This is a genomic window from Pseudomonas sp. I2 (genome assembly GCF_040984075.1).
Taxonomy (GTDB): Bacteria; Pseudomonadota; Gammaproteobacteria; order Pseudomonadales; family Pseudomonadaceae; genus Aquipseudomonas; species Aquipseudomonas guariconensis_B.
The window spans coordinates 37,435-49,330 of sequence record NZ_JBCGFQ010000025.1 but is presented as its reverse complement, the minus strand read 5'-3'; the positions used below and the strand labels follow the sequence as shown (position 1 = coordinate 49,330).

13 protein-coding genes are annotated in these 11,896 nt (G+C 65.5%); 6 read left to right on the top strand and 7 right to left on the bottom strand.

Features of this window, described 5'->3' with window-relative positions; all coding sequences use genetic code 11:
• Positions 1–21: 21 nt before the first annotated feature.
• The 4 genes from WCE05_RS14580 to zur all read right to left on the bottom strand — a co-directional run bounded on the left by WCE05_RS14580 (position 22) and on the right by zur (position 2,887).
• Positions 22–729 carry a PA5502 family lipoprotein gene (locus tag WCE05_RS14580; protein ID WP_368816099.1) on the bottom strand — a complete coding sequence of 236 codons (708 nt, stop codon included), beginning with the start codon at positions 727–729 and terminating at the stop codon, positions 22–24.
• Positions 730–856: 127 nt separating this feature from the next.
• Positions 857–1,639, bottom strand: a complete 783-nt coding sequence (gene znuB, locus WCE05_RS14575) for a zinc ABC transporter permease subunit ZnuB (RefSeq protein WP_225789988.1) — start codon at positions 1,637–1,639, stop codon at positions 857–859.
• Positions 1,632–2,405, bottom strand: a complete 774-nt coding sequence (gene znuC / locus WCE05_RS14570) for a zinc ABC transporter ATP-binding protein ZnuC (protein WP_368816098.1) — start codon at positions 2,403–2,405, stop codon at positions 1,632–1,634. Before znuC ends, znuB begins: the two co-directional genes overlap by 8 nt.
• Positions 2,402–2,887 (bottom strand): zinc uptake transcriptional repressor Zur, encoded by a 486-nt coding sequence (gene zur / locus WCE05_RS14565; protein ID WP_225789990.1) that lies wholly within the window; start codon positions 2,885–2,887, stop codon positions 2,402–2,404. The genes znuC and zur overlap by 4 nt, the downstream gene beginning before the upstream one ends.
• 66 nt (positions 2,888–2,953) lie before the next feature.
• On the opposite strand from zur, the gene WCE05_RS14560 reads away from it, so the two are divergent.
• Positions 2,954–3,865 carry a zinc ABC transporter substrate-binding protein gene (locus WCE05_RS14560; RefSeq protein ID WP_368816097.1) on the top strand — a complete coding sequence of 304 codons (912 nt, stop codon included), beginning with the start codon at positions 2,954–2,956 and terminating at the stop codon, positions 3,863–3,865.
• Between the two features lie 110 nt (positions 3,866–3,975).
• On the opposite strand, the gene WCE05_RS14555 is transcribed toward WCE05_RS14560, so the two are convergent.
• Together WCE05_RS14555 and WCE05_RS14550 are read right to left on the bottom strand one after the other, a co-directional pair.
• Entirely contained in the window at positions 3,976–4,926 is a 951-nt protein-coding gene (locus WCE05_RS14555) for a homoserine kinase (protein WP_225789992.1), read from the bottom strand.
• A 72-nt stretch (positions 4,927–4,998) separates the two neighbouring features.
• The gene (locus WCE05_RS14550) at positions 4,999–5,286 is read right to left on the bottom strand and encodes a DUF2782 domain-containing protein (RefSeq protein ID WP_225789993.1); all 288 of its coding nucleotides are present in this window, start codon (positions 5,284–5,286) and stop codon (positions 4,999–5,001) included.
• Between the two features lie 75 nt (positions 5,287–5,361).
• On the opposite strand from WCE05_RS14550, the gene polA reads away from it, so the two are divergent.
• The gene (gene polA, locus WCE05_RS14545) at positions 5,362–8,127 is read left to right on the top strand and encodes a DNA polymerase I (RefSeq protein ID WP_368816096.1); all 2,766 of its coding nucleotides are present in this window, start codon (positions 5,362–5,364) and stop codon (positions 8,125–8,127) included.
• 336 nt (positions 8,128–8,463) lie between these two features.
• Here the strand turns inward: polA and yihA are convergent, their stop codons facing one another.
• Positions 8,464–9,096: a ribosome biogenesis GTP-binding protein YihA/YsxC gene (gene yihA, locus WCE05_RS14540; protein WP_225789995.1), complete on the bottom strand. Its 633-nt coding sequence runs from the start codon at positions 9,094–9,096 to the stop codon at positions 8,464–8,466.
• Positions 9,097–9,289: 193 nt separating this feature from the next.
• Between yihA and WCE05_RS14535 the strand changes: the two genes are divergently transcribed.
• From WCE05_RS14535 to WCE05_RS14520, 4 genes are all read left to right on the top strand, one after another.
• Positions 9,290–9,592: a cytochrome c5 family protein gene (locus WCE05_RS14535; RefSeq protein WP_225789996.1), complete on the top strand. Its 303-nt coding sequence runs from the start codon at positions 9,290–9,292 to the stop codon at positions 9,590–9,592.
• A 31-nt stretch (positions 9,593–9,623) separates the two neighbouring features.
• Positions 9,624–10,241 (top strand): cytochrome c, encoded by a 618-nt coding sequence (locus WCE05_RS14530; protein ID WP_225789997.1) that lies wholly within the window; start codon positions 9,624–9,626, stop codon positions 10,239–10,241.
• Positions 10,242–10,393: 152 nt separating this feature from the next.
• Positions 10,394–11,026, top strand: a complete 633-nt coding sequence (dsbA, locus tag WCE05_RS14525; protein ID WP_225789998.1) for a thiol:disulfide interchange protein DsbA — start codon at positions 10,394–10,396, stop codon at positions 11,024–11,026.
• Between the two features lie 12 nt (positions 11,027–11,038).
• A complete protein-coding gene (locus WCE05_RS14520; protein ID WP_225789999.1) occupies positions 11,039–11,893 on the top strand; it encodes an endonuclease/exonuclease/phosphatase family protein in 855 nt (284 codons plus the stop codon).
• Positions 11,894–11,896: the final 3 nt, after the last annotated feature.

Genomic DNA, 11,896 nt, shown 5'->3' with positions numbered 1-11,896 from the left:
CCGCGAAGCGGCCCCAGGATCTCAAGGCTGATGCGGCACCAACACCACCTGCGCCGGCAGCGAGCGCTGGATCTCATGCCGTTGTTTCAGCGCGAACCCTTCGTCGAGCTTGCGCACGCGCTTTTCCAGCAGGGTCTTGAGCCAGGGCGCATCCTGGGTGCGCGGGACTTGGAACACCACCTCGCACTGGTAGTTCACCACGTCGGCAGCGATGTCATCGAGCTGCCGGCGCATGGCACGGATATCCGTGGTCTTCAGCGCCACGACGGTATTCGGCGCGGTGGGGTCGATCAGCCGTGCCTTGGGCCTGGCCTCGGCGGCCTTGAGCGCGGCCTCGGCCTTTTCCAGCTCGGCCTTGCGCGCCTGGGCCACGGCATCGCCGCCGGTCAGCGCCGGCGCCTGGGGCATCAGCGCGCGGGCGCGGGCCAGGGCCGTGGCGGCGGCATTGACGTCACCCTTCTGCAGGACGATCTGGCTGCGCTGCAGGTAGGCCTCGGCGAGCTGTCGCTGGTACTGCTCCAGGCGCGCGTCGTCGGGCGACTGGGCCTGCAGGGCGGCCAGCTGGTCTTCGGCAGTGGCCAGTTCGTTGCTGGTGATGCTCTGCTGCAACTGCTGCCAGGCATCTGGCTGGGCAGGCGCGGCGGACTGTTCGGCCGGCGTGCCGGAACAGGCAGCCAGGAACAGGGAAAACGCGGCAACAAGCAGATAACGGGAGACGAACGGCTTCATTCCTGCGACTCTCTATTTGCGCAAAAAGCGAGCAAGTCTACACCCAGGTGCGCGCGCTCGAAAACACGTCTTACAGACCCTTTACAGGGGAAAAGGTTGCAGGGTGCGCCAGCGCACACCCTGTAACTCAGCGCTTTGGCAACGCCAGGCTCAGCAAGAATAGCACCGCCGCACAGACCACGATCGATGGGCCGGCCGGGGTGTCCTTGAACCAGGACAGGGCCAGGCCGCTGCAAACCGCCGCCACGCCCAGCAAACTGGCGCCCAGGGCCATTTGCTCCGGCGAGCGGGCGTGACGCTGTGCCGCGGCGGCGGGAATGATCAGCAGCGAGGTGATCAGCAGCACGCCGACGATCTTCATGGCCACGGCGATGACCACCGCGATCAGCAGCATCAGCGCCAGGCGCAGGCCCGCCACCGGCAGGCCCTCGACCATCGCCAGCTCCTCGTGCACGGTGATCGCCAGCAGCGGCCGCCACAGGGCGCCGAGCAGCAACAGCACCAGCACGCTGCCGCCGAGGATCCAGGTCAGGTCCGTGGGGCTGATGGCCAACAGGTCGCCGAACAGGTAGGCCATCAGGTCGATGCGCACGTCGCGCATGAAGCTCAGCGCCACCAAGCCCAGGGACAAGGTGCTGGGGGCGAGGATGCCGAGCAGGGTGTCGGAGGCCAGTGGCTGGCGTTGCTGCAGGGTCACCAGGAGGATCGCCAGCAGCAGGCAACCGACGGTCACCGCCAGGGCGGGGCTGATGTCCAGGGCCAGGCCCAGGGCCACGCCGAGCAACGCGGCATGGGACAGGGTATCGCCGAAATAGGCCATGCGCCGCCAGACCACGAAGGAGCCCAGGGGCCCGGCCACCACCGCCAGGGCCAGGCCTGCAAGCAGGGCGTAGAGAAGAAAGTCAGCCATGCTTGCAGTGTTCTCCGTGGACATGGGGGCCTGGGGCGATCACCGAGCCGTGCAGGTCGTGGCGGTGATCGTGATGGTGGTGGTAGATGGCCAGGCTCGGCGCGTTCTGGCCGAACAGTTCGACGAACGCCGGATCGCCGCTGACTTGCTCCGGATGGCCCGAACAGCACACGTGGCGGTTGAGGCAGACCACCTGGTCGGTGGTGCTCATCACCAGGTGCAGGTCGTGGGAAACCATCAGCACGCCGCAGCCGTGGCGGTCGCGCAGGCGGGTGATCAGGCTGTAGAGCTCGGCCTGGCCGGCCACGTCGACTCCCTGCACCGGCTCGTCGAGCACCAGCAGCTGTGGCTCGCGCAGCAGTGCCCGGGCCAGCAGCACACGCTGCATCTCGCCGCCGGAGATGGTCTGGATCGGATTGCCGATCACCTGCTCGGCACCGACCTCCTGCAGCGCAGCCAGCGCCGCGGCACGGTCCACGCCAGGCACCAGGCGCAGGAAACGCAGCACCGACAGGGGCAGGGTCGCATCCACCTGGATCTTCTGCGGCATGTAGCCGATGCGCAGCCGTGGCTTGCGCCAGACCTTGCCCCGGTGCGGCTTGAGCAGGCCGAGCACGGTGCGCACCAGGGTGGTCTTGCCGGCGCCGTTGGGGCCGATCAGGGTGACGATCTGGCCGGGGGCGACCGACAGGTCGATGCTGTCGAGCACCGCCTCGCCGGCGAAGGTGACCCCGACCTGTTCGAGGCGGATCAGCGCGTCGCTCATGGCGTGCCCCGGCAGTTGCTGCACAGGCCGACCACTTCCACGGTCTGCGACTCGACGCTGAAGCCGACACCCTTGGCGCTGGTGACGATGGCGTCGCTGATGCTGTCCTGCTCCAGTTCGATGGCCACGTGGCATTCGCGGCAGATCAGGAACTGGCCCTGGTGCGCGTGCTCGGGGTGGCTGCAGCCGATGAAGGCGTTGAGCGAGGCGATGCGGTGCACCAGGCCGTTTTCCAGGAGGAAGTCCAGGGCGCGGTACACGGTCGGCGGGGCGGCGCGGCGGCCGTCCTGCTCGCTGAGCACGGCGAGGATGTCATAGGCGCCCAGCGGCTTGTGGCTCTGCCAGACCAGTTCCAGCACACGGCGGCGCAGGGCGGTCAGGCGCAGGCCCTGGCGCGTGCACAGGGCATCGGCTTCGGCCAGGGCGCTGTGCACGCAATGGGAGTGATCGTGGGGACGGTGGGCCAGCGGCGTGATGGACATGGGCGGCGACGGTTCTGGATAGAGACGTTATTATGTTACTCGTTTCTGAGCCGTCGAGTATTCATCGTGTCCCGATTCCTTGCCCTTTTTGTCGCGTTCATCGCCTTTTCGGCCCAGGCCGACGTGCGCGTGCTGACCAGCATCAAGCCCCTGCAGCAGATCGCCGCGGCCGTCCAGGACGGTACCGGCAGCCCGGATGTGTTGCTGCCGCCGGGCGCCTCGCCGCATCACTACGCCCTGCGGCCGTCCGATGTAAGGCGGGTGGCCGAGGCCGACCTTCTGTACTGGATCGGCCCGGACATGGAAGGCTTCCTGCCCCGCGTGCTGGGCAGTCGTGGCAAGCCGACCGTCGCCGTGCAGTCGCTGCCAGGCATGCAACTGCGCCATTTCGGCGAAGACAGCCATTCCCATGAACATGAAGAAGACCACGACGATCACGACCATGACCACCGCCCGGGAAGCCTCGATGCGCACCTGTGGCTGTCGTCGGCCAACGCCCGGGTGATCGCGGCGAAGATGGCCAGTGACCTGGCCGCGGTCGACCCGGCCAATGCCGCCCGCTACCAGGCCAACCTGAAGGCCTTCGATGCACGCCTGGATGCCCTGGATGCGCGCATCAAGGCGCGCCTGGCGGGGATCGCGAGCAAGCCTTACTTCGTGTTCCACGAGGCGTTCGACTACTTCGAGGCGGCCTATGGCCTCAAGCACACCGGCGTGTTCAGCGTGGCTTCCGAAGTGCAGCCGGGTGCGCAGCATGTGGCGGCGATGCGCAAACGCCTGCAGGCGGTGGGCAGGACCTGCGTGTTCAGCGAACCGCCGCTGCGCCCGCGTTTGGCCGAGACCCTGACGGCCGGGCTGCCGGTGCGGCTGGCGGAACTGGATGCCCTGGGAGGCACCGACCCGGTGGATGCCAAGGGCTACGAACGGTTGCTGGAGAAGCTGGGCAATGACCTGGCGGGGTGCCTGGAGCAGCTCTAGGGCCGGCGTGGGCTGTGGGGCCGCACAGCGGCCCCACACTTGTTCGCAGCCTGCAAGGCCATCACGATCCCTGTGGGAGCGGGCTTGCCCGCGAAGACGGCCCCGCCGGATCAGAGGGCGAACGGCAGGCTCAGCGCCACCTGCTGACGCTGCGCCAGGCGCACCTCGAACTCGCTCGGGTCGTGGATCATCACGTCCATCCCGGCGAACGCCTGCGCGGCGATCAGGCGCGACAGCCAGAAACGCACGCAACCCACACGCAGCATCATCGGCCACAGTTCGGCCTCGGCCGCGGTGAATGGCCGCAGCGCCGCGTAGGCGCCCAGCAACGCCTGGGCGCGGGGCAGGTCGATGCCACCGGCCTCGTCGCAGCACCAGTCGTTCACGGTAATGGCGATGTCATACAGCATCGGCCCGGAACAGGCGTTGTAGAAGTCGATCACCCCCGTCAGGTGGGTCCCCTCGAACATCACATTGTCGCGGAACAGGTCGGCATGCAGGTTGGCCCGTGGCAAGGCGAGGATCTGCGCCTTGTGCGCGGCGATCTCGTCCAACGCCGCGCGTAGCAGTTGGCCCTGCCGGGCATCCAGCCCTGGCATCAGCTCGGCGCCGGCCGCGAGCATCCAGTCCAGGCCACGGTCGGTGCGGCGTTCGATGATGCGTTCGCGGGTCGCCAGGTGGATATGCGCGAGCAATTCGCCGACCTGGGCGCAATGCTGGCTGTTCGGCGCCTTGATGTGCTTGCCCGACAGGCGTGGCTGCAGCAGCGCCGGCTTGCCGCACAGCTCGCGCAGGGCGTTGCCGTCGCGGTCGCGCAGGGCGTAGGGCACCGGCATGTCGGCATCGTGCAGCACGTCGAGCAATTCGATGAAGAACGGCAGGTCCTCGACCGGCCCCCGTTCGACCAGCGTCAGGACGAACTCCCCCTGCTCCAGGCTGATGAAGAAATTGCTGTTCTCGGTGCCGGCGGCGATGCCCTGGAAGTCGAGCAAACGGCCCAATTCGTAGGGCGCCAGAAAGGTTTCCAGCTCAGGCCGGGTCACAGGGGTGAAGACTGACATGATGAAAAGAAGCCCATGCGGGCACTTCCGCCCGGAAGTGCCTGGTTTATGTGAACGATACGCGTTATTACCTTACCACTCGAAGAGCTTCCAGGAGGGGATCAGCATGTCCGGTTGGTCGGAACGAATGAAATTGCCCTCGGAGCCATCGGCGCGTACCAGGAAATAAGGCTTGCCGTGCTTCGGCGTGACCTTGATCGCATACAGGAAACCGTTCTGCCGGTACTCCTGGATGGTGTTGTCGCCTTCCGTGCGAATGGTCACCTCGGGATCGGCCGAGGGGGCGTCGTCCGCCGCCAGGGTGACGACAGGCATGGTGGCCAGCAGACCGAGCAGCAACAGGCGAATGGGTGTACGCATGATAACCTTGTCCCTTTGTCGTCAATTGTTCCCGCTATTCTAGCGCCGGACCTGCCGAAAAGGTTGATTCTCCTCATGAGCCAAGCGCCCCTCGTCCTGGTGGACGGTTCCTCCTACCTGTACCGCGCCTTCCACGCACTGCCGCCGCTGACCACCTCCAAGGGCATGCCCACCGGCGCGGTCAAGGGCGTGCTGAACATGCTCAAGAGCCTGCGCAAGCAGTATCCGGACAGCCTGTTCGCGGTGGTCTTCGACGCCAAGGGCGGTACGTTCCGCGACGCCATGTTCGCCGAATACAAGGCCAACCGCCCAAGCATGCCGGACGACCTGCGGGTGCAGATCGAGCCCCTGCATGCCAGCGTCAAGGCCCTGGGCTACCCGCTGCTGTGCGTCGAAGGGGTCGAGGCCGACGACGTGATCGGCACCCTGGCGCGCAGCAGCGCGGCACTGGGGCGGCCGGTGATCATCTCGACCGGTGACAAGGACATGGCCCAATTGGTGGACGGGCACATCACGTTGGTCAATACCATGACCGGTAGCGTGCTGGACGTTGCTGGCGTGCACGAGAAATTTGGCGTCGGCCCCGAGCACATCATCGACTTCCTCGCCCTGATGGGGGACAAGGTCGACAACATTCCCGGCGTGCCCGGCGTCGGCGAAAAGACCGCCGTGGGCCTGCTGACCGGCATCGGTGGCGGCCTGCGCGAGCTGTACGACAACCTGGACAAGGTCCCCGCCCTGCCGATCCGCGGCGCCAAGGGCCTGCCGGCCAAGCTCGAGGAGCACCGCGACGCGGCGTTCCTGTCGTACGAGCTGGCCACCATCAAGATCGATGTGCCACTGGAGATCGAGGTCGAGGCGCTGGTCTGCGGCGAGCCGGACCGCGAAGCGCTGCTGGCGCTGTACACCGAGATGGAGTTCAAGAGCTGGATCGCCGAGGTCCAGCGCGATGCGGCCCAGGCCGGCGAAGCGATCGCCACGGCGCAGGAGCCGGTGGCCAAGGCCGAGCCCAAGTACGAGACCATCCTCGACCAGGCGCGCTTCGATCACTGGCTGCAACGGCTGCGCCAGGCGCCGCTGTTCGCCTTCGACACCGAGACCACCAGCCTGGATGCCCAGCAGGCCAGGCTGGTCGGCCTGTCGTTCGCCATCGAGCCCCATGAGGCGGCCTACGTGCCACTGACCCACGACTACGAAGGCGCCCCCGCCCAACTGGACCGCGACGAGGTGCTGCTGGCCCTCAAGCCGCTGCTGGAAGACCCGGGCAAGGCCAAGATCGGCCAGAACGCCAAGTACGACATCAACATCCTGGCCAACTGCGCCATCGGCGGCGACCCGGCCCAGGGCATCCAGATGCGTGGCGTGGCCTACGACACCATGCTCGAATCCTACGTGCTGGACTCCACCGCCACCCGCCACGACATGGACAGCCTGGCGCTCAAGTACCTGGACCATTCCACCATCGCCTTCGAGGACATCGCCGGCAGGGGCGCCAAGCAGTTGACCTTCAACCAGATCCCGCTGGAAAAGGCTGGCCCCTACGCTGCCGAGGACGCTGATATCACCCTGCGGCTGCACCATGCCCTGCAGGCGCGCTTGGCCCGGACCCCGAGCGTGCAGCCGGTGCTGATGGACATCGAGATGCCGCTGGTGCCGGTACTGGCGAAGATCGAGCGCCAGGGCGCGCTGGTCGACGCCGAGCTGCTGGCGGTGCAGAGCGGCGAGCTGGGCGTGAAGATGGCCGAGCTGGAGCGCGAGGCCTTCGAACTGGCTGGCGAGGAATTCAATCTCGGCTCGCCCAAGCAACTGGGCGTGATCCTCTACGACAAGCTGGGCATGCCGGTGCTGAGCAAGACCGCCAAGGGCCAGGCCTCCACCGCCGAGGCGGTTCTGGCGGAACTGGCCGAGCAGGACTACCCGTTGCCCAAGGTGCTGATGCAGTACCGCTCGATGAGCAAGCTCAAGAGCACCTACACCGACCGTTTGCCGGAGCAGATCAACCCGCGTACCGGGCGCATCCACACTTCCTACCAGCAGGCCGTGGCCGCCACCGGCCGGCTGTCGTCCAGCGACCCGAACCTGCAGAACATCCCGATCCGCACCGCCGAAGGCCGGCGTATCCGCCAGGCGTTCATCGCCAGCCCCGGCTACAAGCTGCTGGCCGCCGACTATTCGCAGATCGAGCTGCGCATCATGGCCCACCTGGCCAAGGACGAGGGCCTGCTGTATGCCTTCCGCAATGACCTGGACGTGCACCGGGCGACCGCCGCGGAGGTGTTCGGCGTGCCGCTGGAGCAGGTCACCAGCGACCAGCGGCGCAGCGCCAAGGCCATCAACTTCGGCCTGATCTATGGCATGAGCGCCTTCGGCCTGGCCAAGCAAATCGGTGTCGACCGCAAGCAGTCGCAGGACTACATCGACCGTTACTTCGCCCGCTACCCAGGCGTGCTGGCCTACATGGAGCGCACTCGTGCCCAGGCCGCCGAGCAGGGTTTCGTCGAGACGCTGTTCGGCCGCCGCCTGTACCTGCCGGACATCAACGCGAAGAACCCGGCCCTGCGCAAGGGCGCCGAGCGCACCGCGATCAACGCGCCGATGCAGGGCACCGCGGCCGATATCATCAAGCGCGCCATGGTGGCGGTGGACAACTGGCTGACCGACAGCGGCCTGGATGCGCGGGTGATCCTGCAGGTGCACGACGAACTGGTGCTGGAGGTGCGCGAGGATCTGGTCGAGCAGGTCAGGGAGCAGATCCGCCCATACATGAGCAACGCCGCGCAACTGGACGTGCCGCTGCTGGTGGAAGTCGGCATCGGCTCGAATTGGGACGAAGCTCACTGAACGGTGTGACAAAGAGGCGTAGGATCTGCGGCGTAGTGTCGCGGATCCGAAGCTGGCTCAGCGTCAGTGGTTCTGAGTGCTCATGAAACTATCGCAAATAGTTTTCAGGGCGTCGGAACTAAACCGGTGAACCGGGACTCAGAGTAACTGAATGGCTGGTGAAGCCTTTCGATGCTCCTATGTTGTGTTAAGTGTTGGCAGATACCCGGACCCCGCCCTAGCGGTCCGGACTTGAACCCCGAACTTCCCCCTCCCCATACGAAGTCCGGGGTTTTTTTTGCCCGCGATTCGGCGATCCCGGGCATGTAGCAGCCCCAGCTTGAAGCTTGCCCCCAGTCATGCCGCTGGCTTGTCTTCCAGCTCCATCCAGCCGGCCAGCACGCCATAGGCCTCTTCCAGCCCCATGCGCTTGGGCGCCGAGAACAGCTGGATGGTCACTCCCTCGCCCCAGCCCTTGCGGATTTCCGACTGCACCTTGAGCAAGGTGTTCTTGGCGGCGCCGAAGGTCAGCTTGTCGGCCTTGGTCAGCAGGATGTGCATGGGCATGCCGCTGGCCGTGGACCAGTCGAGCATCATCTTGTCGAAGTCGGTCATCGGGTGACGCACGTCCATCAGCAGGATCACCCCGCGCAGGCACTCGCGGCTGCCGAGGTAGGCCTCCAGGTGATGCTGCCAGTGCTGCTTGAGCGGAATCGGCACTTTTGCATATCCGTAGCCTGGCAGGTCGACCAAACGCCGTTCATCGTCCAGACTGAAGAAATTCAACAGCTGGGTGCGTCCCGGGGTCTTGGAGGTACGCGCCAGGCTGGCATGGGTCAGGGTGTTGAGGGCGCTGGACTTGCCGGCGTTGGAACGGCCGGCGAAAGCCACCTCGTAACCCTGGTCGTCCGGGCATTGTTCGACCTTGGCGGCGCTAAGGGCGAATTTGGCTTTCTGGCAGAGGCCGAGGATGGGGTTTTTGACTTGCATGGGATATCCGATGTGGGTGCCGCCAAGACCAGGCCCGGCAAGCTGTGTCGTTTCCGTTTGGATGGCGGAAGTATATAATGCCCCAGTTTTTGTGTGCGCATTATCCCGGCGTAGGATGATGTGCATGGGGTGTCGATCAGAAGCTCGCGCATCAGAACGCAGCGCGGCCCCCAACCCTGAAAGGTCGTTGCGCATGGCGAAATGGCTGCTTGCTGTCGGTATGTTCCTGCCGTTTTTCAGCGCTCAGGCTACACAGGATCCCGAGGCGTTGTACAACCGCACGTGTGCGGCCTGTCACGCCGGGCAGTTGCCACAGGCACCCAAGAAGGGTGACCGGGCAGCCTGGGAGCCAAGGCTGGCGCGAGGTGTGGAGGTACTGGTGGCGCATGTTACCCAGGGTTTCAAGGCTATGCCGCCGCGTGGATTGTGCATGGACTGCAGTACCGAGGACTACCGGTCGGTCATCCTCTGGATGAGCGACAGTCCCGATACATAACATTTCACCCTTAGCCGTGTTGGATTAGCTGATGAACAAACTATTCGTGAGTCTGCTGTTGACCGTGGGTGTCGCAGGTGCGGCCAATGCTGCGCAACCCATCAAAGGCGATGCTGCTGCCGGCCAGGCCAAGACAGCCGTCTGTGGAGCCTGCCACAACCCCGACGGCAACAGCTTGGCGCCGAACTTCCCCAAACTGGCCGGCCAAGGCCAGCGCTATCTCGAGAAACAACTCCACGACATCAAGTCCGGCAAGCGTACCGTGCTGGAAATGACTGGCATGCTCGACCCCTTCAGCGACCAGGACCTGGCCGACATCGCGGCCTATTTCGCCAGCCAGAAGGGCAGCGTCGGGGCCGCCGACCCCAACCTGGTCGAGCGTGGCCGTGCCCTGTTCAACGGCGGCGACCTGGAAAAAGGCATGCCGGCCTGCACCGGTTGCCACTCGCCCAACGGCGCGGGTATCGCCCTGGCCGGCTTCCCGCACCTGAGCGGCCAGCACGCCCAGTACGTGTCCAAGCAACTCACCGACTTCCGTGAGGGCAACCGCACCAATGACGGCGACGCCATGACCATGCGTTCGATCGCCGCCAAGCTGAGCAACAAGGACATCGAAGCCTTGGCCAGTTACATCCAGGGCCTGCATTAATTTTCGGTTAATGCTGTCAGGCGATGATGAAAGGGCGGCGCGGGCTGCCCTTTTTTCTGTCCGTAGCCATTACACTACAGAACTCGGGCCCTTCCCGACCTGTCACAGTACGGGTCGCGTCGAGGCGACCAATGACTGCTCAGGAGTAAAGCATGCGTAAACTGATTCTCAGCGCTGCGCTGGTCGCCGCCAGCGTATTCGGAATGACCGCCGTACAGGCCGCGGAGCCTGTGGCAGGCGAGCAGTATTTCGAGCTGAGCAACCCTGTCCCGGTTTCCGTGCCAGGCAAGATCGAAGTCGTCGAGCTCTTCTGGTACGGCTGCCCGCACTGCTACCACTTCGAACCGACCATCAACCCCTGGGCTGAAAAACTGCCGGCCGACGTCAACTTCAAGCGCGTGCCAGCCATGTTCGGTGGCCCGTGGGACGCCCACGGCCAGATGTTCCTGACCCTCGAAGCCATGGGTGTGGAGCACAAGGTCCATGCCGCGGTGTTCGATGCCATCCAGAACAAGCGCATGCACCTGACCAAGCCTGAGGAAATGGCCGACTTCCTCGCCACCCAGGGTGTGGACAAGGACAAGTTCCTCGCCACCTTCAACTCCTTCGCCATCAAGGGCCAGGTCAAGCAGGCCAAGGAACTGGCGAAGAAGTACGAGATCACCGGCGTGCCGAGCATGGTGGTCAACGGCAAGTACCGCTTCGACCTGGGCACCGCCGGTGGCCCGGAAGGGGTGCTGGATGTCGCCGACCAGTTGATCGCCAAGGAGCGCGCCGCGAAGTAAGCGGCGCCCTGCATGAGCCGCTTCCGGACCACGCGAGGTATCGGCCCGCATCAGCCGCAGGTCAACGAACATCACCTGCAGGCCCCGGGCCTGCCGGAAGATGGCCGGCTGCGGCTGCTCAGCTTCAACATCCAGGTCGGCATCAGCACCGAGCGCTACCACCACTACCTGACCCGCAGCTGGCAGCACCTGTTGCCGCATACGGGGCGTGCGGGCAACTTGCAGAAGATCGGTGACCTGCTTGGCGACTTCGACCTGGTGGCCCTGCAGGAGGTCGACGGCGGCAGCCTGCGCTCGGGCTACGTCAACCAGGTCGAGCACCTGGCCCAGCTTGGTGCCTTCCCTTACTGGTACCAGCAGCTCAACCGCAACCTGGGGCGTTTCGCCCAGCACAGCAACGGCGTGCTCAGCCGGCTCAAGCCCCAGCACCTGGAAGACCATCCCCTGCCCGGCCCTGCCGGGCGCGGGGCGATCCTGGTGCGTTTCGGTGAAGGCAAGGACGCGCTGATCGTGGTGATGATGCACCTGGCGCTCGGCGCCAAGACCCGTGCCCGGCAACTGGCCTACGTGCGCGAGCTGATCGGCGGCTACCGCCACCAGGTCCTCATGGGCGACATGAACACCCATGCCAACGACTTGCTCGAGCATTCACCCCTGCGCGACTTGGGCCTGGTGGCCCCGCAGGTCGAGGCCACCTTCCCCAGTTGGCGCCCCCAACGTTGCCTGGACCACATCCTGCTCAGCCCGAGCCTGACCCTGGAGCGGGTCGAGGTGCTGGCCCAGCCCATTTCCGATCACCTTCCCGTTGCCGTCGAGATTCGTTTGCCTGAAGCCTTGGCGGTGGATACGCTGCCGGTCGTGAGCTAGAGG